Genomic DNA, 21,309 nt, shown 5'->3' with positions numbered 1-21,309 from the left:
TTGGAGACGCTTTCGGCATTCTCCCACGCTGTTAAGCACCGCCAGCGCGGGCTGGCGCGGTGATCCGCCCGCACCGTGCAATCTGCGACAGACGTCGAGGTTGGGGGAGGGAAGGGCGCGGGTTGGGCGGGGCGATGGCGACAGGCTCCGCGCGAGCCTGAGTCGAGCGTCGCTGGGCCCCACCGGCGCCAAAGCGTGACGTGCGACTCGGGTTGACGTTCCCAGCCACCAAGCGCAGGCTGGTCCGGCACGTTTCCTAACCAGAAGGAGACTTATGACTGCCACCGCTTCCCTGCACCCGGCGCCCGATATCCCGGGGCGTTCACGGCTCTGGAGTGTGTTCTGGCTGCAGGGCGTCATTCCCAGCAACATTCTGTGGGCCGTGGCCCTCTGGGCGTTGGCCAACCAGCGCACGTCGCTGCTGCTGGGGGTGTTCGCCGTGTTGCTGCTCTATACCGGCTGGATCATCCCGGCGGTGTGGCGCTCGGCGCCCACCGCGCACAACCCCAACCTGGGCGTGGCCGCGCGCGGGCTGACCGTGGCCTGGGGGCTGAACACCGTGCTGGTGATCTTCTTCCTGACCCTGCAGCTGGTGGCTCAATAGAACTGAACAGGCTCGCCGCCCCGGTCGAAGGCGGCAAAGCGGCCGATCTGACCGTCATGGATGGCGTTGACCATCAGCTGCAGCGGGCGAGCGGCTTCATCGCTGTTGGGCGCGAAACCGGCGCGGCCGTCCAGCGCCGCCACGAACACCAGGTCCCACTCGATGCCGGTGGTGGTCGATTCGGTCGCCAGCGCCAGGAAACTGGGCACCTCGGCCGGCAGCTTGTCCACGCACAGCACCGGCGACAGGGTGCCGCCCTCGCGGCGATCATGCCGGTCGCGCTGGTCGCTGGTGGGCGATTCGGGCAGCTCGGCGCGCACGAATACGAACAGCAAGCGTTGCGGTTCAGCCTGCTGGCCTGCGGCGTGCAGCAGCTGCTGGAAATCGTTCATCATCATGAGGGTTGTCACACGCCCGCTGCACGGAAAGCCGCATGCTGCCATAACGCCTGCCGCGCGGGGCCGAAGACGATTGATTTAAGTCATGCCCATGGAACTGACTGCCGCGTACTCTGGCAATCGTTCCAGCAGACGAGGGTTTCCGGGCCGTTCCGGGCACAGGCAAGACGGTGGAGCAACAAGGTGGACCAGCCATGAGCCAACTCACCGACGGTTTCGGACGCAGCTTTCCGTACCTGCGCCTGTCGCTGACCGAAGCCTGCAACTTCCGTTGCAGCTACTGCCTGCCCGACGGTTACCAGGCCGATGGCCGCCCACGCTTCCTGCAGGTGGATGAAATCGCGCGCCTGGTGCGTGCGTTTGCCGCGTTGGGCATGAGCAAGATCCGCCTGACCGGTGGCGAGCCCAGCCTGCGCAAGGACCTGGACGAGATCATCGCCACCGTGGCGGCGGTGCCGGGCATCCGCAAGGTGGCCATCACCACCAATGGCACGCTGCTGCCGCGTCGCCTGCCAGGCTGGCATCGCGCCGGCCTGACCGCGCTGAACGTGAGCATGGACAGCCTGCAGCGCGAACGGTTCAAGACCATCACCGGGCATGACCGCCTGCCGGAGATCGAACAGGGCCTGGCCCTGGCACAGGCGCTGGGCCTGCCGGCGATCAAGCTCAACGCGGTACTGCTGCGTGGCCTGAACGACGACGAGCTTCCGCAATGGATGGACTACCTGCGCGACCGCCCCTTCAGCGTGCGCTTCATCGAACTGATGCGCACCGGCGACAACGAAGCCTATTTCCAGCGCCACCACCTGCGCGCCGACGTGGTGATCGAGCAGCTGCTGGCGGCCGGCTGGCACGAGCGTCCACGCGCGGCCGATGCCGGGCCAGCGCGGGAGTTCGGCCACCCCGACCATCGCGGCAGCATCGGCATCATCGCCCCGTATTCGCGTGACTTCTGCAAGGGCTGCAACCGCCTGCGGGTGACCGCCAAGGGCGACCTGCGGCTGTGCCTGTTCGGCGAGTTCGGCGTGCCGCTGCGCCCGCTGCTGCAGAGCGACGATGACCACGACGCGCTGCTGGCACGCATCACCACACAGCTTGGCCTGAAAGCGGCCGGGCATGGACTGCACCAGGGCCAGACCGGGCTGACCCCGCACCTGGCCTCCATCGGAGGATGAGCAACACGATGAGTGGGGAATTGAATGCGGCCTTCCATATGGCCGATGTCCGCGACAAGCGCATCACCCGCCGCCGTGCGGTGGCGGTGGGCGAGCTGCATGCCGGTCCGGTGGCCTATCCGCTGATCGTCGAGCGCCGCCTGCCCAAGGGCGATGCGCTGGTGATGGCCGAGATTGCCGGCCTGCAGGGCGCCAAGATGGCCTCGATGCTGATGCCGCTGTGCCACCCGCTGCCGCTGGAACTGGTGCAGGTGTTCTGCGCGCCGGTACCGGAACGGCAGGCGATCCGCGTGTGGTGCGAGTGCGCCAGCGAGGCGCGCACCGGCGTGGAGATGGAGGCACTGGCCGGCGTCAACGCGGCGCTGCTGACCCTGTACGACCTGAGCAAGCCGGTGGAACCGGCACTGCGCATCGAGGGCATCCGCCTGCTGTTCAAGGAAGGCGGCAAGCGCGGCGTGTGGCTGCACCCGGATGGCATGGACGATGCCGAGCGCGCGCGCTTCAAGCCGCGTGCGCCGAAGGGCCTGGAGGGCGCGGCCTGCGCGGTGATCACGCTGAGCGATCGCGCCAGCGAGGGCACCTATGAAGATGTGTCCGGCCCAACCCTGGTAAGCGGCCTGAAAAAGCTGGGCGGTGAGGTCGTGGCCGCCGAGATCTTGCCCGACGGCATCGAGCCGTTGGCGGGCCGCCTGCAGGCACTGGCCGCCGAGGGCGTGCGCCTGTGCCTGTGCAGCGGCGGTACCGGGCTGGGCCCGCGTGACCTGACCCCGGAGGCGCTGCGTTCCTTGAACGCACGGCCGGTGCATGGCCTGGCGCAGATGGTGCGGGCACTCAGCGCACAGCACACGCCGATGGCCTGGCTGAGCCGCGCCGAGGTGGTGCAGCTGGGCAACATGCTGGTGTTCGCACTGCCGGGCAGCCCGAAGGCGGCGGCGCAGTGCCTCGATATTCTGGCGCCGGTGCTGGGCCACGCTTTGGCGATGGTCGATGGTGGTGGCCACTGATGATTGCCTACAGCGAAGCCCTGCAGCACCTGCTGGATGCGGCCACGCCGCTGCCGGCCGAGCGCCTGCCGTTGCATGAGGCCGGCGGCCGCACTCTGGCCAGTGACATCATCAGTGGGCAGTCGCTGCCGCCGTTCGACAATTCTGCGATGGACGGTTTCGCGCTGCGCGCCAACGGCACGACGTTCGAAGCCGGTACCGAATTCGCGGTGCAGGGTTGGCAGGCGGCCGGCGATGCCGGCGCCGAAGGTGGCGAGGGTGCCTGGGAAATCATGACCGGTGCGCGCATGCCGGTTGGGCTGGATACGGTGGTGCCGGTCGAGAACGTGGAGATCCTCGCCAGCGAGGAGGGCCGCCCGACCCGCATCGCCCTGGAGGGCACGGTGAAGCCGGGCCAGAACGTGCGCCTGTGCGGCCAGGATGTACGCGAAGGCGAGCGCGTGCTGCAGGCTGGGCAGGTGCTGGATATCAATGCGCGCACCCTGCTGCATGCCATCGGCGTGGGCCAGGTGGCGGTGGTGGCGCGGCCGAAGGCGGCAGTGATCGCTACCGGCAAGGAGTTGGTGACCGAGGCGGCGCAGACGCTGGAATCCGGCCAGATTCGTGACAGCAACCGGCCGTATCTGGTTGGCCGCCTGCAGGCCGCCGGTGCCGAAGTGGTGTGGCAGGGCACGGTGGGTGATGACGTGGCGGCGTTCAATGCGGTGCTGGATGACGCGCTGGCTGCCGGCGCGCAGCTGCTGATCAGCACCGGCGCGGTGTCGGCCGGCCGCTACGATTTCGTTCCCGATGCGCTGCGTGGACGTGGTGCGCGCATCGTCTTCCACAAGGTAGCGATCCGCCCCGGCAAGCCGCTGTTGTTCGCGGTGCTGCCCAATGGTGCGCTGTATTTCGGTCTGCCCGGCAACCCGGTCTCGGCCGCCGTGGGCCAGCGCTTCTTCGTCGAGCCGGTGCTGCGCCGCCTGCTGGGGCTGGCACCGGAAACCGTGTTGCAGCTGCCGCTGCAGGCCGACGTGCGCAAGCCGCTGGGCCTGCGCTTCCACGCGCGTGCGCGGGTGGAAGTGGACGCGCAGGGCCGCCTGAGTGCGCGGGTGCTGTCCGGGCAGGAGTCGTTCCGTTTGATGTCCATGCTGCAGGCCAACGCCTGGGTGGTGCTGGAGGCCGAGGGAGACCTGGCCAACGCTGGCACCTACGTGCGTGTGCAGGGCTGGGGTCACCATGACCCGGTGCAGCTGGCGAGCCAGGAGTCATGATGAAACAGGTGAATCTGCAGTTGTTTGGTGCGTTTTCCGATCTGGATGCCAGCCGCGAGATCGCGGTGGAGGTAGCCGGTGGCACTGTGGCTGATCTGCGCCAGGCGTTGCGCGAGCTGCTGCCTGCGCGCTGGCCGGGCTTCCGCGCGGGCCTGCTGGACTACTCGGCGTTCGCCGACCAGCAACGCGTGCTGCGTGACCACGAGGCGCTGCCCGACGATGGCCGGGTGGCGATCCTGCCGCCGGTAAGCGGGGGCTGAGCCATGAGCGAGAAGATCATCGCCAAAGTGGTGGATCGCGCGCAGGCGTCGATCGATCCGGCCGAGGGCATCGCTGCGGTGTCCGATCCGGGTTTCGGTGGCATCGATGTGTTCATCGGCAAGGTGCGCGACGTCAACATCGGCCGGCCGGTGAACGGGATTACCTATGACCTGTTCGAGCCGCTGGTGCTGAACGAGTTCAAGCGCTTGGCCGCCGAGGTCGAGGCGACGTTCGGTCCGAAGCTGAAGCTGTATGTGGCCCATGCAAAGGGCCGGTTGGGCATTGGCGATGTGGCGGTGGTGGTGGCTGCGGGCAGCCCGCATCGAGACGAGGCATTCAGGGCCTGCCGGCAGTTGATCGAGGTGGTGAAGCACCAGTGCCCGATCTGGAAGCAGGAGCATTACGAGGACGGCGACAGCGAGTGGAGCGAGGGTTGCAGCCTGTGCCATGCGGACAGCGAACCCGCACATGCCCATGACCATGCGCACGACCACCAGCATTGAGCCCGCTGCAGCCACGCATGGCGTGGCTCTACCATGAATGGAACCATCAACGGCATCGTGCTGGCCGGTGGCCTGTCCAGCCGGATGGGGCGCGACAAGGCGCTGCTGCCGTGGCAGGGGCGCACCCTGCTGGAACACATGCGTGGCCTGCTGCTGCAGGCCGGCGCCGATCGGGTCTGGGTGAGCGGTGACTATCCGGCCTTCGGTGGCATCCCCGATCAGGTGGCGCGCTGCGGTCCCCTGGGTGGACTGCACAGCGTGATGCAGCAGATGCCCGACAGCCCGGCCTGGGTGGTAGCGGTGGATACGCCGTTGCTGGCGCCACGGCTGCTGCAACGGCTGGCTGCCGAGGGGCGGGGCGCGTGCACGATCTTTGACGGGCATCCCTTTCCCATGCGGTTGAATGTGGACAATGCCACTCGTAGCGTGCTGGCCGCGATGCTGGATGATGCGGACGGGCCGCGCTCGGTACAGGCCTTCCAGCGCCGCCTGCAGATGCACGCGCTGCTGCTGGAAAGCGTTGACGAAGCCTGCCTGGTCAACTGCAATACCCCCGAACAATGGGAGGATGTTGCGTCATGAAAGTGCAGTTGCAGGATCAATCAGTACGGCTTCGCCTGGACGAGGCCGAACTGGCGCGCCTGCTGGCCGGTGAATCGGTCGAGAACATGACCCGCTTTGGCGGCATCGAGGGCTGGGGCATGGCGGTGTCGCTGCATGGCGGTGATCAACCGGTGCTGCTCGATGGCGGCACCTTCTGCCGCCTGGTACTGCCGCGCCCGGCAGTCGAGGCCTTGGCGGCCCGGCTGCCGTGCCGGGATGGGCTGTCATTCGACATTGCCCTGGAAGATGGCGGCCAGCTTCAGCTGCAGTTCGATGTGGATGTGCGCGACAGCGTGCGCCAGCGCGGGGTGACCCGCCGCACCACCGCTTCATCGGTTTGACATTTGTCAGGGGCACGGTGGAAACCGGCCCCTGATTGATCCAGATCAACCCAGTCGTTGTTGCTGCGCTGCCTAATGGCTGCATGACGACGGGTCACAACTTGAAAGCAATACCCACGTCATTCCACAGCCTTGGAGCCATGTATGACCGTCGGTAGCGATCCTGTTGTCCGCAGCACTGCCCGTCCGGGTCGCGTCATCAGCGACTGGACGCCGGAGGACCCCGGCTACTGGGAGCGTACCGGCAAGCGGGTCGCCACCCGCAACCTGGTCATCTCGATCCCCTCGCTGCTGCTGGCCTTCTCGGTCTGGGTACTGTTCTCAGCGGTGTCGATCAGCCTGCCGAAGATCGGCTTCAACTTCAGCACCGACCAGCTGTTCTGGCTGGTGGCGCTGCCCAGCCTGTCCGGCGCCACGCTGCGCATCTTCTATTCGTTCGTGATTCCGATCTTCGGTGGCCGCCGCTGGACCGCGCTGTCCACGGCCTCGCTGCTGGCGCCGACGCTCTGGCTCGGCTTTGCGGTACAGGACCCGGCCACGCCGTACGGGGTGTTCGTGGCCATCGCGATCCTGTGCGGGTTCGGTGGCGCGAATTTCTCGTCGTCGATGTCCAACATCTCCTTCTTCTACCCCAAGCAGAAGCAGGGCCTGGCGCTGGGCTTGAACGCCGGCCTGGGCAACGTGGGCGTGTCGGTGGCGCAGGCGGTGATCCCGCTGGTCATCACCGTGGGCGTGTTCGGTGCGCTGGGTGGTGCACCGCAGCCCACGGTGGAGGGTGGGGCGCCGTTGTTCCTGCAGAACGCCGGCTTCATCTGGGTGCCGGCGATTGCGCTGTGTGCCATCGCGGCCTGGTTCGGCATGAACGACCTGACCAGCGCCCGCTCGTCGTTCTCCGAGCAGGCGGTGATCTTCCGCCGCAAGCACAACTGGCTGATGTGCTGGTTGTACATCGGCACCTTCGGTTCCTACATCGGTTTCTCGGCCGGCTTCCCGATGCTGGTGAAGAGCCAGTTCCCGGATGTGAACCCGCTGGCCTACGCCTTCATCGGCCCGCTGCTGGGTGCGTTGATGCGCTCGGTGGGCGGCAGCATGGCCGACCGTTGGGGCGGCGCACGCCTGACCTTCTGGGTGTTCGCGCTGATGATCGCGGCCGTGTTCGGCGTGCTGCACTTCCTGCCCAGCCACGGCCAGGGCGGCAACTTCCATGGCTTCCTGCTCAGCTTCATGGCGCTGTTCGTGCTCAGCGGCATCGGCAACGGCACCACGTTCCGCATGATCCCGGTGATCTTCCGCACCCTGCATGAGCGCTGGTCGGCCAACGACAACGCCGAAGGCAAGGCCACGGCCGCGCACCAGGCCAGCATCGAGTCGGCCGCGGTGGTCGGTTTCTCCGGTGCGATCGGTGCCTATGGCGGTTTCTTCATTCCCAAGAGCTACGGCTCGTCCATCACTTTGACCGGCAGCCCCGACATGGCGCTGTACGGATTCGTTGTTTTCTACGTCACCTGCCTGGCCGTGACCTGGTGGTGGTACTACCGGCGCGGTGCCGAGACACCCTGCTGACGACATGAAAACGCACCGCAGCCAGATGACACACACAGCCACGATGCCGATGTCCGCAAAGGGAGACCCCCGATGAGTTATTTCCTCGATCGCTTGCAGTTCTTCAAGCGTGACCCCCAGACCTTTGCCGATGGCCACGGATTCGCCAAGAGCGAAGGCCGTGACTGGGAAAACAGCTACCGCGCCCGCTGGCAGTACGACAAGATCGTGCGCTCCACCCACGGCGTGAACTGCACGGGTTCGTGCAGCTGGAAGATCTACGTCAAGAACGGCCTGGTCACCTGGGAAACCCAGCAGACCGATTACCCGCGCACGCGCCCGGACCTGCCCAACCATGAACCACGTGGCTGCCCGCGTGGCGCCAGCTATTCCTGGTACCTGTACAGCGCCAACCGGCTGAAGTACCCGCTGATCCGCGGCACGCTGCTGCGCCTGTGGCGCGAAGCGCGCAAGAGCAAGGCTCCGGTCGATGCCTGGGCCAGCATCGTGGAGGACAAGGAGAAGGCGCGTTCGTACAAGACCCGCCGCGGCATGGGCGGCTTCGTGCGCCTGCAGTGGGAAGAGGCCAACGAGATCATCGCCGCCTCCAACCTGTACACGGTGAAGCAGTATGGCCCGGACCGCGTGGTCGGCTTCTCGCCGATCCCGGCGATGTCGATGGTGTCCTACGCGGCCGGTGCACGCTACCTGTCGTTGCTGGGCGGCGCCTGCCTGTCGTTCTATGACTGGTACTGCGATCTGCCGCCGGCCTCGCCGCAGATCTGGGGCGAGCAGACCGACGTGCCCGAATCGGCCGACTGGTACAACAGCCGCTACATCATCGCCTGGGGCTCGAACGTGCCGCAGACGCGCACGCCCGATGCGCACTTCTTCACCGAGGCGCGCTACAACGGCACCAAGACGGTGGCGATCTGTCCGGACTATTCCGAGCTGGCCAAGCTGACCGACCATTGGCTGCACCCCAAGCAGGGCACCGATGCGGCGCTGGCCTTCGCCTTCGGCCATGTGATCCTGCGCGAGTTCCACGTCAATTCGCCCTCGCAGTACTTCCAGGACTACTGCCGCCAGTACTCGGACATGCCGATGCTGGTGCGCCTGGAGCGCCGCGACGACGGCCGCCTGGTGCCGGGCCGTTTCCTGCGTGCCAGTGAGCTGGGCGGGCTGGGTGAAGCCAACAACCCCGACTGGAAGACGCTGGCCTATGACGAGACCAGCGGCCAGATCGTGGTGCCCAACGGTTCGATCGGCTTCCGCTGGGGCGAGAAGGGCAAGTGGAACATCGAGGAGAAGGAGAGCAAGGGCGCCGAGACGCGCCTGCGCCTGAGCCTGGCCGATGGCCATGAGGGCATCGAAGCGGTGAGCTTCCCGTACTTCGGTGGCATCGAGACCGATGGCTGGACTGCCGCGCCGGCCGACGACGTGCTTGAGCGCAACATCCCGGTGCGTCGCCTGGCCCTGGCCGAGGGTGGCGAGACCCTGGTGGCCACGGTCTACGACCTGCTGCTGGCCCAGTACGGCGTGGACCGTGGCTTTGGCGGCGGCAACGTGGCATCGAGCTTCGACGACATGGTGCCGGGCACGCCGGCCTGGCAGGAACGCATCACTGGCGTGTCGCGTGCCGAGGTGATCGAGATCGCCCGCGAGTTCGCGCGTACCGCCGACAAGACCCATGGCCGTTCGATGATCATCGTCGGCGCGGGCATGAACCACTGGTTCCACAACGACATGAACTACCGCGGCCTGATCAACATGCTGATCATGTGCGGTTGCGTGGGCCAGACCGGTGGTGGTTGGGCGCACTACGTGGGCCAGGAGAAGCTGCGCCCGCAGACCGGCTGGCAGCCGCTGGCGTTCGGCCTGGACTGGAGCCGCCCGCCGCGCCACATGAACGGCACATCGTTCTTCTACTTCAACACCGGGCAGTGGCGCTACGAGAAGCTGCAGGTGGACGAGCTGCTGTCGCCGCTGGCGGACGCGAGCAAGTACAGCGGCAGCCTGGCCGACCTGAACCTGCGCGCCGTGCGCATGGGCTGGTTGCCGTGCGCGCCGCAGCTGGACCGCAACCCGCTGCAGCTGGTACGCGAGGCGGACGCGGCGGGTGTTGCCCCGGCCGACTACGCGCTGGGCAAGTTCAAGGACGGCTCGCTGGACTTCGCCTTCGCCGATCCGGATGCACAGCAGAACCACCCGCGGATGATGTTCATCTGGCGCTCGAACCTGCTCGGTTCCTCGGGCAAGGGCCACGAATACATGCTGCGGCACCTGCTCGGCACGCGCCATGGGCTGCAGGGCAAGGACCTGGGCGAGATGGGGGCGATCAAGCCGGAGGAGGTGACGTGGCGTGACGAGGCACCGGAGGGCAAGCTGGACCTGCTGGTCACGCTCGACTTCCGCATGTGCACCACCGCGCTGTACTCGGACATCGTGCTGCCGACCGCGACCTGGTACGAGAAGGACGACCTCAACACCTCGGACATGCACCCGTTCATCCACCCGCTGTCGAAGGCGGTGGACCCGGCATGGGAATCGCGCAGTGACTGGGAGATCTTCAAGGAGGTCGCCCGCACCGTGAGCGAGATGGCGCCGGGCGTGCTGGGCGTGGAGAAGGACCTGGTACTGGTGCCGACCCTGCACGACACCCCGAACGAGCTGGGCATGCCGTTCGGCGTGGCCGACTGGAAGAAGGGCGAGTGCGAGGCCATCCCGGGCCAGACCATGCCGTCGATGACGGTGGTGGAGCGCGACTACCCAAACCTGTACCGCAAGTTCACCTCGCTGGGCCCGCTGCTGGACAAACTGGGCAACGGCGGCAAGGGCATGAGCTGGGACACGAAGCACGAGGTCGAATTCCTCGGCAAGCTCAATCACACCGTGCACGACGCAGGCGTCAGCCAGGGTCGACCAGCCATTTCGACCGCGATCGACGCGGCAGAGGTGATCCTGCACCTGGCGCCGGAAACCAATGGCCACGTCGCAGTGAAGGCCTGGGAATCGCTGGGGACCTTCACCGGCCGCGAGCATACCCACCTGGCGGTGGGCAAGGAACACGAGGCGATCCGCTTCCGTGACATCCAGGCACAGCCGCGCAAGATCATCTCTTCGCCGATCTGGTCGGGCCTGGAGGACGACAACGTCAGCTACAACGCCGGCTATACCAACGTGCACGAGCTGATTCCGTGGCGCACGGTAACCGGTCGCCAGCAGTTCTACCAGGACCACGAGTGGATGATCGACTTCGGCGAGGCCTTCATGGGCTACCGGCCGCCGGTCAACACGCGCACGGTGGAGCCGCTGCTGAACCAGCGCCCGAACGGCAACAAGGAGATCGTGCTGAACTGGATCACGCCACACCAGAAGTGGGGCATCCACAGCACCTACAGCGACAACCTGATCATGCAGACGCTGTCGCGCGGTGGCCCGATCGTGTGGATCAGCGAGGACGACGCGCGCAGCGCCGGCATCGTCGACAACGACTGGATCGAGCTGTTCAACGTCAACGGTGCGATTGCCGCGCGTGCGGTGGTCAGCCAGCGCGTGATGCCGGGCATGGCGATGATGTACCACGCCCAGGAACGCATCATCAACGTGCCGGGCTCGGAGATTTCCGGGACCCGCGGCGGCATCCACAACTCGGTGACCCGCATCGTGCTCAAGCCCACCCACATGATCGGCGGCTACGCGCAGCTGGCCTACGGTTTCAACTACTACGGCACCTGCGGCACCAACCGCGACGAGTTCGTGATCGTGCGCAAGATGGACAAGATCGATTGGCTGGACGATGAACAAGGAAGTTCGAGTGTCGCGGGCGCAGGACGCGCAGGAGCGACCGATGAGCAGCCCGCTGGTGCTTCGGCATCGGCCAGCAAGGAGGTGGTGTGATGAAGGTCCGTGCACAGATCGCGATGGTGCTGAACCTGGACAAGTGCATCGGCTGCCATACCTGCTCGATCACCTGCAAGAACGTCTGGACCTCGCGCGAGGGCGTCGAATACGCCTGGTTCAACAACGTGGAAACCAAGCCGGGCATCGGCTACCCGAAGGAATGGGAGAACCAGGACAAGTGGAACGGCGGCTGGGTGCGCACCCGCGCCGGCAAGCTGGTGCCGCGTGCCGGTGGCCGCTGGCGCATGCTGGCCAAGATCTTCGCCAACCCGGACCTGCCGCAGATCGACGACTACTATGAGCCGTTCGATTTCGACTACCAGAACCTGCACACCGCCAAGGACAGCCAGCACCAGCCCACCGCGCGGCCGCGCTCGCTGATCAGTGGCGAGCGCATGCAGAAGATCGAGTGGGGCCCGAACTGGGAGGAGATCCTGGGTTCGGAGTTCAGCAAGCGCTCGCGCGACTACAACTTCGACCAGGTGCAGAAGGAGATCTACGGCGCCTTCGAGAAGACCTTCATGATGTACCTGCCGCGCCTGTGCGAGCACTGCCTGAACCCGGCGTGCGTGTCGGCGTGCCCGTCGGGCGCGATCTACAAGCGCGAGGAAGACGGCATCGTGCTGATTGATCAGGACAAGTGCCGCGGTTGGCGCATGTGCGTCTCGGCCTGCCCGTACAAGAAGATCTACTACAACTGGAAGAGCGGCAAGTCGGAGAAGTGCATCTTCTGCTACCCGCGCATCGAGATGGGCGAGCCGACCGTGTGCTCGGAAACCTGCGTGGGCCGCATACGCTACCTGGGCGTGATGCTGTACGACGCCGACCGCATCGCCGAGGCGGCTTCGGTGGCCGCCGAGAAGGACCTGTACCAGGCCCACCTGGACATCTTCCTGGACCCGAACGACCCGGCGGTGATCGCCGCCGCGCGCAAGGAGGGCATCCCGGACAGCTGGCTGGATGCGGCCAAGCAGTCGCCGGTGTACAAGCTGGCGATCGACTGGAAGCTGGCGCTGCCGCTGCACCCGGAATACCGCACGTTGCCGATGGTCTGGTACGTACCGCCGCTGTCGCCGATCCAGTCGGCTGCCGAACGTGGCCGGGTGGGCATGAGCGGCGAGCTGCCGGACGTGGCCTCGCTGCGCATCCCGATGCGCTACCTGGCCAACCTGCTGACGGCGGGTGACGAAGCGCCGGTGGTACGCGCGCTGGAACGGCTGATGGCGATGCGGGCCTGGCGCCGGGCCAAGAACGTGGACGGCGTGGAAGACACCGCGGTGCTGGAACAGACCGGGTTGAGCATCGCCCAGGTGGAAGAGATGTACCGCTACCTGGCCATCGCCAACTACGAGGACCGTTTCGTGATTCCGACCGGCCACCGCGAGTACGCCAACGATGCCTTCGGCGAGCGCGGCGGCTGCGGCTTCACCTTCGGCAACGGCTGCAACGGTGACAGCCCGGCCGACCTGTTCGGCCAGCGCAAGAGCACCACCTTCGTGGTGGACAAGGGGCCGAACCACCGCCGCAAGGAGGTGGTGTGATGAGCGTGCTCAAGCTGGTCGGGGTGCTGCTGGACTACCCCCGTGAAGAACTGTGGCAGCACGGCGAGGAGCTGCTCGCCGCCTGCGACGACCCGGCGCTGAGCGCCGCCCGCCGCCAGCAGCTGCGCAGCTTCGTGCAGCAGCTGCTGGACACCGATGCGCTGGACGCACAGGCCGCATGGCTGGCCAGTTTCGACCGCGGCCGCTCGATGAGCCTGCTGCTGTTCGAACACATTCATGGCGAGTCGCGCGACCGTGGCCAGGCCATGGTCGATCTGGTCGAGACCTACCGCCGCAACGGCTTTGAACTGGATGCACGCGAGCTGCCGGACTACCTGCCGCTGCTGCTGGAGTTCCTGGCCCATCGCCCCGGCAGCGAGGCCCGCGAGTGGCTGCACCACATCGGCCATATCGCCGGGATGCTGGCAGCGCGTGCCGCCGAGCGTGAGCTGCCGCACCGGGTGCTGTTCGAGATCCTGGTCGAAGCCGGTGACGGCAAGGCCGATCTGCAGGCGCTGCGCCAGCGTGCCAGCGAGGAAGTCCGCGACGATACCGCCGAGGCCATGGACCGCTTGTGGGAGGAGGAGGCGGTGCGCTTCGGCGCCGAAGCACCCTCCGAAGACTGCAAGCCACCCGTGCGTTCGCCGGCCCGTCCTTCGCATCGAGAGGTCCAGCCATGAGTTACTCCCTGCATCAATTCGCCTTCCAGTACTACCCGTACATCGCCGTGGCGGTGCTGCTGATCGGCAGCTGGGCCCGCTATGACAAGGCCATGTACACCTGGCGCACCGGCTCCAGCCAGATGCTGTCGGACAAGGGCATGCGGATCGGCAGCAACTGCTTCCACATCGGCATCCTGGCCATCCTCGGCGGCCACCTGGTCGGCCTGCTGACCCCGCACGCGGTGTATGAGCACTTCATCACCTCGTCGCAGAAGCAGATGCTGGCGATGGTGGTCGGTGGTGTGTTCGGCGCACTGTGCTTCATCGGCATCAGCATCCTGCTGGTACGCCGCTTGTTCAATGCGCGCGTACGGGCCACCGGCAGTTTCGGTGACACCCTGGTGCTGGTGCTGCTGTTCGCACAGCTGTGCCTGGGCCTGTACAGCATCCGCATCTCGTCCGGCCACCTGGACGGTGCGGTGATGGTGCAGCTGGCCGAATGGGCGCAGCACATCGTGACCTTCCGCGCCGGTGCCGCCGACTACATCGAGGGCGTCAGCTGGGTCTACAAGATGCACATCTTCCTGGGCCTGACCCTGTTCCTGATCGCGCCGTTCACCCGCCTGGTGCACGTGTGGAGCATCCCGATCAGCTACCTGTGGCGGCCCTACCAGGTGGTGCGCCGCCGCCAGGCCACGCTGCGTTACGGTCCGCGGGAGTAAGCGATGGGCAGCCTGCCGAAATTCCTGCCGATCACCGTGATCGACTCCAATGCCCCGGTTCCGGCCGAGGCCCATTCGCACCATCACGACGCGGCGGAGCAGGGGCCGCGCTCGCTCGGGCAGCCGGCACCGTGCCGGCTGTTCGTGGGCGAGACCGCGATCAGCGAGGCCGATATCGCCCGCGAGATGCAGCACCATCGGGCGATGCGCCCGGAACAGTCACGTGCCGAGGCGGCACGTGCCCTGGTGGTGCGCGAGCTGCTGCGGCTGGAAGCGCAGCGGCTGGGCCTGCAGGCACCGGAGGGCAACCGGGTCAGCGACGAGGAAGTGCTGATCCAGCAGCTGCTGGAAGACGCGATCGAAGACCGCGTGCCGACCGACGAAGACTGCCGTCGCTACTTCGAGCAGAACCCGGAGCGCTTCCGCTCGCCTGACCGCGTGCGCCTGCGCCATATCCTGCTGGCTGCGCCGGCCGACGACGTGGCCGGGCGCTTCGCCGCACGCACCGAAGGCGAGCGGCTGGTCGGACTGCTGAAGGAATCACCGCACCTGTTCGCCGATTTCGCCCTGCGCCATTCGCGCTGCCCGTCCAGCAGCGAGGGCGGCGACCTGGGCTGGTTGCAGCGTGGGCAGACCACGCCGGAGTTCGACCGCCAGGTGTTCCGCCTGCGCGAGGGCCTGGCCGGTTTCCCGGTGGAATCGCGCTGGGGCTACCACGTGGTCTGCGTCGACGCTCGCGAGGAAGGCCAGCCACAGCCGTTCGAGGCGGTGCTGCCGCAGCTGCGTGATTACCTGGAGCTGCAGGTACGTCAGCGCGAGGTGCAGGCCTACCTGCTGCAGCTGCAGGAACGCTACCCCGTGCGCGGGCTGGACGAGATCGAAGCCGAAGCGGATATCGGCTGACCCCCATTGAACGAGGAGACCCCATGAACCAGGCCCTTGCCCCCGCCAGTGCCGGGCAGCAGCAGCGTGCGCTGTGGCTGAGCACGTTCGCCTTCACCGTGTGCTTCGCGGTGTGGATGATCTTTTCGATCATTGGCATCCAGATCAGTCAACAGCTCGGTTTGAATGACACCCAGTTCGGCCTGTTGATCGCCACGCCGGTGCTGACCGGCTCGGTCAGCCGCGTCTTCCTCGGCATCTGGTCCGACCAGTTCGGTGGCCGCAAGGTGATGGTGCTGGTGATGCTGTGTGGCGCCGTGGCCACCTGGATGCTGACCTACGCGCAGACCTACACCCAGTTCCTGATCGCCGCGCTGTGCGTGGGCATCGCCGGCGGCAACTTCTCGGTGGGCGTGGCCTACGTGTCGAAGTGGTTCCCGGCCAGCAAGCAGGGCACTGCGCTGGGCATCTTCGGTGCCGGCAACATCGGCTCGGCGGTGACCAAGCTGTTGGCGCCGCTGGTGATGGTGGCCGCGGGCTGGACCATGGTTGCCAAGGTCTGGGCGGTCGCGCTGGCGGTCACGGCGGTGCTGTTCTTCCTCTTCAGCAAGGAAGACCCGTCGCTGGAACAGCGTCGCCGCGAGGGCGTGAAGCCGGTGCCGTTCGCCGAGCAGATGGCGCCACTGAAGAACCTGCAGGTGTGGCGGTTCTCGCTGTACTACTTCTTCGTGTTCGGTGGCTTCGTGGCGTTGGCGCTGTGGCTGCCGCACTACCTGGTGGGCGCCTACGGCATGGACGTGGGCCACGCCGGCATGCTGGCGGCGTGCTACTCGATCCCGGCCAGTCTGTTCCGCGTGGTCGGGGGCTGGATGTCGGACCGGATGGGGGCGCGCCGGGTGATGTGCTGGACCTTCGGCGTGTCGGCCATCTGCACCTTCCTGCTGGCCTACCCGGATACCGAGTACGTGGTGAAGGGCATCCATGGCCCGATCCACTTCCATCTGGCCATCGGTGTGGTGATGTTCACCGTGCTGGTGTTCGTGCTGGGCTTCTTCATGTCGCTGGGCAAGGCGGCGGTCTACAAGCACATTCCGGTGTACTACCCGCAGCACGTGGGTGCGGTGGGCGGTGTGGTCGGCATGATCGGCGGCCTGGGTGGTTTCATCCTGCCGATCGTGTTCGGGGCATTGAACGATGCCGTGGGCATCTGGAGCAGCTGCTTCATGCTGCTGTTCGTGCTGGTGGCGGCTGCACTGGCGTGGATGCATTTTGCGATCCGTCGCATGGAGCGCCGTCACTTCCCGCAGATCGACCGCGAGACCGACCTGCCCGAAGCCATCGATGCGGCCGCGGCCGAGCGGGTGCGCGGCAGGTGAACGGGGTTACCGGCCAGCGGCCGGCACTACCGGGTAGCGGGTGAAAGGGTAGTGCCGGCCGCTGGCCGGCATGAACCCACCGATGCGCCACGCTTGATTTCAATCAGGGCCACGCGAAGAGGAACGCCCGAAGATGGCTGCCATGAGCTTCCACGTCGATGAGAGTGAGGACACTGCGCTGCAGGCGGCATTGCTGCGGCAACCCCGGCATGTGCTGTTTCCGGCGGCTGACCAGTTCAGCACCGGGTTTGGCGAAAGCGGCTGGCGTGCCGCCGTGCGCGCCAGCAACGAGCACCTGATCCCGCGTGGCTTGACGCTCGGCTTCCAGGCCGGTCGTGGTGGTCGCGACGTGCCGCCGCAGGCGTATCTGGACACCTTGCTGCTGGCCCTGCAGCTGCAGGCCGATGCCCTGGCCGAGGACCGCGAAGTGGTGGCGATGGTGTTGCAGCTGGGATTGGCCGAGACGTTGCCGCCGCCGCAGCTGGGCCAGCTGCTGGACGCCGTGCCGCAGCACCTGCGCACCGTGGCGCGCCCGCAGGTGGAAGTGCGGCTGGACGCCGGCAGTGCGCTGTCACCGGCGCAGCTGCGTGCGGTCGGCTGTACCCGCCTGAACGTGATCGACCGTGCCGATGCGCCGGGGCCGACGCTGCTGGCACAGGCGCGACAGGTCGGCTTCACCGCGCGCTACTACCAGCTGCGCGTGCCCGCCAGTGAGGACATCGGCTTCATCGAGCGTCTGCATGAGGTGCTGGCCGAAGCGCCCGAGCGCATCCTGTTGCCAGCGCCGTGCGCATTGCCACGGGATCCCTCGGCGGCCCACTGGCTGCAGGCCTGGCGGCTGCTGCGCGCGGCCGGTTACGAACCGATCGGTGGTGACCACTACCAGCGCGGCGACCTGCCCAACCCGCATGGGCCGGGTGACGGCCAGCGCCATTGCGACCTCGCCGGTGTGCCACGGCGTGACCGCAGTGATTTCATCGGGCTTGGCCTGTCCGCCTGCAGCCAGATCGGCGAAGTGTTCTACCGGCTGGAGGACGAGCTGGGCGAATGGCGGGCGCGATTGCAGTCCGGTCACATGGGCGTGGCCGCGGGCCTGATCCTGTCCGAGGACGAGCGGATGGCGGCCGAGGTGGCACAGAGCATCGCCTGCGATCATGCGCTCGATGCGGCCGCCTTCGAGTGGCGCAATGATGAACCGTTCGAGGAATGCTTCGCCGCACAGCTGCCGGCGCTGTCGCCGCTGCTGTCGCGCGGCTGGGCGCAGTGGGATGCACGCGTGCTGCGGCTGGCCGAAGAAGGGCGGTTGCTGTGGCGTATGATGGCCGCATGCTTCCGGCCGGCGGCCGCCATCGCTTGAGTCCTGCCCTGATGTCTTCAACTCCGCCTTCCCAGGGTCGCCTCGGCCGGGCCACGCCGAACCCCGCCGCCGCCGATGATGGCGACGCGCTGCACTTCTGCAGTACCTGTGCATTTTCCGATGCCTGCATGTCGCAGGGTTACGACAAGACCGCGCTGGGTGACCTGCATGTGCTGGTCGACCACGTCGGTCCGTTCCATGCCGGCGACTACATCTTCCGCGCCGGTGAGTCGTTCGATTCGATCGCTGCGGTGCGCGCTGGCATGGTCAAGACCTTCGTTGATGACAGCCAGGGCAACGAGCAGGTGCTGGGCTTCAGCCTGCCCGGCGAAGTGATCGGCCTGAATGCGATCCACGGTTCGCGCTTCCCCTGCAACGCGGTGGCGCTGGACACCGTGCACCTGTGCCGCATCTCGTTCCCCAAGCTGAGCCTGCTGGCCACGCGCATGCCGGGGCTGCAGGCCAAGCTGTTCAGCCTGCTCAGTGCGGAGATCGGCAAGGTCGCCACGCTGGCTGCCAACCACCGTACCGAAGAGCGCATGGCGGCGTTCCTGCTGGACATGTCCGAGCGCTACGCACGCCGCGGCTTTTCCGCCACGCGCTTCAACCTGACGATGGCACGCACCGAGATCGCCAATTACCTGCGGATGGCGCCGGAAACCGCCAGCCGCGTGCTGCGCCGCCTGAGCGATGATGGGATCATCGCGGTGAAGCAGCGCGAGATCCTGCTGCTGCAGCCCGAGCGCCTGGCGGCGCTGGCGGTGGCAGACGAATCCGATCCGAACTGAACCTGGCCGGGAGCCGACGATGAAGCGCGCTGGACTGTTGTTGCTGGGACTGCTGGCCACGCTGCCGGCCTGGGCGGCCGAGCTGACGGTGTCGGCGGCATCGAGCCTGACCGAGAGCTTCCGCGAGCTGGGCACCGCCTATGAGAAGGCGCACCCGGGAACCAAGGTCGATTTCAACTTCGCCGCGTCCGGCGTGCTGCTGCAGCAGATCAGCCGTGGTGCACCGGTGGATGTGTTCGCGTCGGCCGATGAAGCCACGATGGACCAGGCCCAGCAGCAGGACCTGCTGGCGGCCGGTACCCGCGAGGTGTTCGCGGTGAATGCGCTGTGGGTGGTGGTGCCGCCGCAGGCCAAGGCCGCGCCGCGTACCTTGAAGGGCCTGGCCGGTGCCGGCGTGCAACGCATCGCACTGGGCAACCCGGACAGCGTGCCGGTCGGCCGCTATGCCAAGGGCGCGCTGGAAGCAGCAGGCCTGTGGTCGTCGGTGCAGGGCAAGACCATCACCACGCAGAACGTGCGCCAGTCGCTGGATTACGTGGCGCGCGGTGAAGTGGATGCCGGCTTCGTCTATGCCACCGATGCGCAGGCGATGCCCGACCGCGTGCGCCGCGCCTTCGCGGTGCCTGTGGCGGGGCGTATCGCCTATCCGCTGGCGGTGACCAAGGCCAGTGCGCAACCGGCTGAAGCCAAGCGCTTCACCGCCTTCGTGCGTTCCGCACAGGGCCAGGCGATCCTGGCCAAACATGGGTTCGGCAAGCCCTGAGGCATGGATCTCGACTGGAGCGCACTGTGGTTGTCGCTGAAGGTGGCCGGTTGGGCCACCGCGATCAATCTGGTGCTGGGCGTGGCACTGGGTGCGCTGCTGGCGCGTCGGCGATTTCCTGGCCGTGAGCTGCTGGATTCACTGCTGACCCTGCCAATGGTGTTGCCGCCGACGGTGCTGGGCTACTACCTGCTGGTGCTGATCGGCCGTAACGGACCGATCGGTGCGTGGCTGCAGTCGTGGTTTGGCATCAACCTGGTGTTTACCTGGCAGGCTGCAGTGATCGCCGCCGCTGTGGCCTCGCTGCCGCTGGTGTTCAAGCCGGCACGCGCGGCGTTCGAGGAAGTGGACGGACAGCTGGAGCAGGCCGCACGCACGCTTGGTGTGTCCGAAGCAGCGGTGTTCTTCCGCATCACGCTGCCGCTGGCCTGGCGTGGCATCCTCGCCGGCCTGTTGCTGGCGTTTGCACGTGCGATGGGCGAGTTCGGCGCGACACTGATGGTGGCAGGCAGTATTCCGGGCCGCACGCAGACGTTGTCGATCGCCATCTACGAGGCGGTGCAGGCCGGTCAGGACGGCAAGGCCAACGCGCTGGTGATCCTGACCTCGGTCGTGTGCATCGTGATCCTGCTGCTGGCCGCACGGTTGGTGGGCGGGCGTCGCCGGGAGCTGCGTGATGTGGCTTGACCTGCAGGTGCAGCGCCGACTGCAGGCGGCCAGCCAGGATTTCATGCTGGACGTAGCTTTGCAGTGCACGCAGCGGCAGGTAGTGCTGTTCGGCCCCTCGGGCGCCGGCAAGAGCCTGACCCTGAAGGCGGTGGCCGGGCTGCTGCGGCCGGGCCAGGGCCACGTACGCCTGCAGGGGCAGACCTTGTTTGACGCGGCGACCGGCGTGGACCTGCCGCCGCAGCGCCGCCGGCTGGGCTACGTGTTCCAGGACTACGCACTGTTCCCGCACCTGAGCGTGCGCCAGAACGTGGCGTTCGGTCTGCAGAAGGGCTGGTTGAATCCGCGCGCCGGGCAGCGCTTCGAAGCGGTGGAGCAGTGGTTGCACGCATTCCGCATCGACACGGTGGGCGATCTGCTGCCCTCACAGGTATCCGGGGGACAGCGCCAGCGTACCGCCCTGGCGCGCGCCCTGGTGACACAGCCGCAGGCGCTGCTGCTGGATGAGCCGTTCTCCGCGCTGGACCATGACCTGCGCCAGCACCTGCGCCAGGAGCTTGAGACCGTGCTGGACAAGACTGGTATTCCGTTGCTGTTGATCAGCCACGACCCGCAGGATGTGGCCATGTTCGGCCAGCAGGTAGCACGCGTGGTGGATGGTCGCATCGTCGGCGGTTGACCCGCGATGGACGCACTGGCGATGAATGGCTACATCTGATGGTAGTGCCGGCCGCTGGCCAGCAACCATGGAATCCGGAGCAGCCGGCCAGCGGCCGGCCCTACCGGTTCAGGAGTTCCGCGACGCTCAGGCGATGAATGGTTGCATCTGATGGTAGTGCCGGCCAGCGGCCGGCTCTACCGGTTCAGGGATTCCGCGACGCTCAGGCGATGAATGATTGCATCTGATGGTAGTGCCGGCCGCTGGCCGGCAACCATGGAATCCGGAGCAGCCGGCCAGCGGCCGG

General features: G+C 66.9%; 21 protein-coding genes. 20 read left to right on the top strand and 1 reads right to left on the bottom strand.

Going from position 1 to position 21,309, the window contains the following annotated elements; all coding sequences use genetic code 11:
• Positions 1-274 precede the first annotated feature (274 nt).
• Positions 275-604 (top strand): hypothetical protein, encoded by a 330-nt coding sequence (locus D5301_RS09715; protein WP_153855511.1) that lies wholly within the window; start codon positions 275-277, stop codon positions 602-604.
• Here D5301_RS09715 and D5301_RS09710 read toward each other — a convergent pair.
• Positions 598-1,002 carry a ribonucleotide reductase subunit alpha gene (locus D5301_RS09710; protein WP_094000758.1) on the bottom strand — a complete coding sequence of 135 codons (405 nt, stop codon included), beginning with the start codon at positions 1,000-1,002 and terminating at the stop codon, positions 598-600. The two genes, D5301_RS09715 and D5301_RS09710, sit on opposite strands and share 7 nt — an antisense overlap.
• Before the next feature lie 194 nt (positions 1,003-1,196).
• On the opposite strand from D5301_RS09710, the gene moaA reads away from it, so the two are divergent.
• From moaA to D5301_RS09615, 19 genes are all read left to right on the top strand, one after another.
• Positions 1,197-2,177: a GTP 3',8-cyclase MoaA gene (gene moaA, locus D5301_RS09705; protein WP_054171909.1), complete on the top strand. Its 981-nt coding sequence runs from the start codon at positions 1,197-1,199 to the stop codon at positions 2,175-2,177.
• An 8-nt stretch (positions 2,178-2,185) separates the two neighbouring features.
• Positions 2,186-3,181: a bifunctional molybdenum cofactor biosynthesis protein MoaC/MoaB gene (gene moaCB, locus D5301_RS09700; protein ID WP_153855510.1), complete on the top strand. Its 996-nt coding sequence runs from the start codon at positions 2,186-2,188 to the stop codon at positions 3,179-3,181.
• Positions 3,181-4,434 (top strand): gephyrin-like molybdotransferase Glp, encoded by a 1,254-nt coding sequence (gene glp / locus D5301_RS09695; RefSeq protein WP_153855509.1) that lies wholly within the window; start codon positions 3,181-3,183, stop codon positions 4,432-4,434. Before moaCB ends, glp begins: the two co-directional genes overlap by 1 nt.
• Complete coding sequence (locus tag D5301_RS09690) at positions 4,434-4,694, top strand: MoaD/ThiS family protein (protein ID WP_006371550.1); 261 nt, start codon at positions 4,434-4,436, stop codon at positions 4,692-4,694. Before glp ends, D5301_RS09690 begins: the two co-directional genes overlap by 1 nt.
• A gap of 3 nt (positions 4,695-4,697) precedes the next feature.
• The gene (locus tag D5301_RS09685; protein WP_153855508.1) at positions 4,698-5,198 is read left to right on the top strand and encodes a molybdenum cofactor biosynthesis protein MoaE; all 501 of its coding nucleotides are present in this window, start codon (positions 4,698-4,700) and stop codon (positions 5,196-5,198) included.
• A 33-nt stretch (positions 5,199-5,231) separates the two neighbouring features.
• Complete coding sequence (locus D5301_RS09680) at positions 5,232-5,780, top strand: molybdenum cofactor guanylyltransferase (RefSeq protein WP_153855507.1); 549 nt, start codon at positions 5,232-5,234, stop codon at positions 5,778-5,780.
• Entirely contained in the window at positions 5,777-6,142 is a 366-nt protein-coding gene (locus tag D5301_RS09675; RefSeq protein WP_153855506.1) for a hypothetical protein, read from the top strand. The genes D5301_RS09680 and D5301_RS09675 overlap by 4 nt, the downstream gene beginning before the upstream one ends.
• A 144-nt stretch (positions 6,143-6,286) precedes the next feature.
• Entirely contained in the window at positions 6,287-7,705 is a 1,419-nt protein-coding gene (locus tag D5301_RS09670) for a NarK family nitrate/nitrite MFS transporter (RefSeq protein WP_088026206.1), read from the top strand.
• A gap of 72 nt (positions 7,706-7,777) precedes the next feature.
• Positions 7,778-11,584 (top strand): nitrate reductase subunit alpha, encoded by a 3,807-nt coding sequence (locus D5301_RS09665; protein WP_153855505.1) that lies wholly within the window; start codon positions 7,778-7,780, stop codon positions 11,582-11,584.
• Positions 11,584-13,128: a nitrate reductase subunit beta gene (gene narH, locus D5301_RS09660; protein WP_012511273.1), complete on the top strand. Its 1,545-nt coding sequence runs from the start codon at positions 11,584-11,586 to the stop codon at positions 13,126-13,128. The genes D5301_RS09665 and narH overlap by 1 nt, the downstream gene beginning before the upstream one ends.
• Positions 13,128-13,808, top strand: coding sequence for a nitrate reductase molybdenum cofactor assembly chaperone (gene narJ / locus D5301_RS09655; protein WP_153855504.1), 681 nt, complete (start codon positions 13,128-13,130; stop codon positions 13,806-13,808). The genes narH and narJ overlap by 1 nt, the downstream gene beginning before the upstream one ends.
• On the top strand, positions 13,805-14,512 hold the full coding sequence (gene narI, locus D5301_RS09650; RefSeq protein ID WP_125895825.1) for a respiratory nitrate reductase subunit gamma: 708 nt from the start codon (positions 13,805-13,807) through the stop codon (positions 14,510-14,512). Before narJ ends, narI begins: the two co-directional genes overlap by 4 nt.
• Before the next feature lie 3 nt (positions 14,513-14,515).
• Positions 14,516-15,415 (top strand): peptidylprolyl isomerase, encoded by a 900-nt coding sequence (locus tag D5301_RS09645; RefSeq protein WP_153855503.1) that lies wholly within the window; start codon positions 14,516-14,518, stop codon positions 15,413-15,415.
• A gap of 23 nt (positions 15,416-15,438) precedes the next feature.
• Positions 15,439-16,770, top strand: coding sequence for a nitrate/nitrite transporter (locus D5301_RS09640; protein WP_153855502.1), 1,332 nt, complete (start codon positions 15,439-15,441; stop codon positions 16,768-16,770).
• A 142-nt stretch (positions 16,771-16,912) separates the two neighbouring features.
• Positions 16,913-18,127, top strand: a complete 1,215-nt coding sequence (locus D5301_RS09635; protein ID WP_153855501.1) for a coproporphyrinogen III oxidase — start codon at positions 16,913-16,915, stop codon at positions 18,125-18,127.
• 11 nt (positions 18,128-18,138) lie between these two features.
• Positions 18,139-18,915, top strand: coding sequence for a helix-turn-helix domain-containing protein (locus D5301_RS09630; protein ID WP_012511268.1), 777 nt, complete (start codon positions 18,139-18,141; stop codon positions 18,913-18,915).
• A gap of 19 nt (positions 18,916-18,934) precedes the next feature.
• Positions 18,935-19,678 (top strand): molybdate ABC transporter substrate-binding protein, encoded by a 744-nt coding sequence (modA, locus tag D5301_RS09625; RefSeq protein WP_153855500.1) that lies wholly within the window; start codon positions 18,935-18,937, stop codon positions 19,676-19,678.
• Positions 19,679-19,681: 3 nt separating this feature from the next.
• Positions 19,682-20,365 carry a molybdate ABC transporter permease subunit gene (gene modB / locus D5301_RS09620; RefSeq protein WP_005413347.1) on the top strand — a complete coding sequence of 228 codons (684 nt, stop codon included), beginning with the start codon at positions 19,682-19,684 and terminating at the stop codon, positions 20,363-20,365.
• Complete coding sequence (locus tag D5301_RS09615; RefSeq protein WP_153855499.1) at positions 20,355-21,023, top strand: ATP-binding cassette domain-containing protein; 669 nt, start codon at positions 20,355-20,357, stop codon at positions 21,021-21,023. Before modB ends, D5301_RS09615 begins: the two co-directional genes overlap by 11 nt.
• Positions 21,024-21,309: the final 286 nt, after the last annotated feature.

Source organism: Stenotrophomonas sp. MH181796 (assembly GCF_009659995.1).
GTDB lineage: Bacteria > Pseudomonadota > Gammaproteobacteria > Xanthomonadales > Xanthomonadaceae > Stenotrophomonas > Stenotrophomonas riyadhensis.
Note: the sequence above shows the minus strand (reverse complement) of the source record. Positions and strands in the feature narration are given on the sequence as shown.

Coding starts and splice junctions, on each gene's coding strand:
- D5301_RS09715 (WP_153855511.1), top strand. CDS start 275: ATGACTGCCACCGCTTCCCTGCACCCGGCGCCCGATATCCCGGGGCGT.
- D5301_RS09710 (WP_094000758.1), bottom strand. CDS start 1,002: ATGATGATGAACGATTTCCAGCAGCTGCTGCACGCCGCAGGCCAGCAG.
- moaA (WP_054171909.1), top strand. CDS start 1,197: ATGAGCCAACTCACCGACGGTTTCGGACGCAGCTTTCCGTACCTGCGC.
- moaCB (WP_153855510.1), top strand. CDS start 2,186: ATGAGTGGGGAATTGAATGCGGCCTTCCATATGGCCGATGTCCGCGAC.
- glp (WP_153855509.1), top strand. CDS start 3,181: ATGATTGCCTACAGCGAAGCCCTGCAGCACCTGCTGGATGCGGCCACG.
- D5301_RS09690 (WP_006371550.1), top strand. CDS start 4,434: ATGAAACAGGTGAATCTGCAGTTGTTTGGTGCGTTTTCCGATCTGGAT.
- D5301_RS09685 (WP_153855508.1), top strand. CDS start 4,698: ATGAGCGAGAAGATCATCGCCAAAGTGGTGGATCGCGCGCAGGCGTCG.
- D5301_RS09680 (WP_153855507.1), top strand. CDS start 5,232: ATGAATGGAACCATCAACGGCATCGTGCTGGCCGGTGGCCTGTCCAGC.
- D5301_RS09675 (WP_153855506.1), top strand. CDS start 5,777: ATGAAAGTGCAGTTGCAGGATCAATCAGTACGGCTTCGCCTGGACGAG.
- D5301_RS09670 (WP_088026206.1), top strand. CDS start 6,287: ATGACCGTCGGTAGCGATCCTGTTGTCCGCAGCACTGCCCGTCCGGGT.
- D5301_RS09665 (WP_153855505.1), top strand. CDS start 7,778: ATGAGTTATTTCCTCGATCGCTTGCAGTTCTTCAAGCGTGACCCCCAG.
- narH (WP_012511273.1), top strand. CDS start 11,584: ATGAAGGTCCGTGCACAGATCGCGATGGTGCTGAACCTGGACAAGTGC.
- narJ (WP_153855504.1), top strand. CDS start 13,128: ATGAGCGTGCTCAAGCTGGTCGGGGTGCTGCTGGACTACCCCCGTGAA.
- narI (WP_125895825.1), top strand. CDS start 13,805: ATGAGTTACTCCCTGCATCAATTCGCCTTCCAGTACTACCCGTACATC.
- D5301_RS09645 (WP_153855503.1), top strand. CDS start 14,516: ATGGGCAGCCTGCCGAAATTCCTGCCGATCACCGTGATCGACTCCAAT.
- D5301_RS09640 (WP_153855502.1), top strand. CDS start 15,439: ATGAACCAGGCCCTTGCCCCCGCCAGTGCCGGGCAGCAGCAGCGTGCG.
- D5301_RS09635 (WP_153855501.1), top strand. CDS start 16,913: ATGAGCTTCCACGTCGATGAGAGTGAGGACACTGCGCTGCAGGCGGCA.
- D5301_RS09630 (WP_012511268.1), top strand. CDS start 18,139: ATGTCTTCAACTCCGCCTTCCCAGGGTCGCCTCGGCCGGGCCACGCCG.
- modA (WP_153855500.1), top strand. CDS start 18,935: ATGAAGCGCGCTGGACTGTTGTTGCTGGGACTGCTGGCCACGCTGCCG.
- modB (WP_005413347.1), top strand. CDS start 19,682: ATGGATCTCGACTGGAGCGCACTGTGGTTGTCGCTGAAGGTGGCCGGT.
- D5301_RS09615 (WP_153855499.1), top strand. CDS start 20,355: ATGTGGCTTGACCTGCAGGTGCAGCGCCGACTGCAGGCGGCCAGCCAG.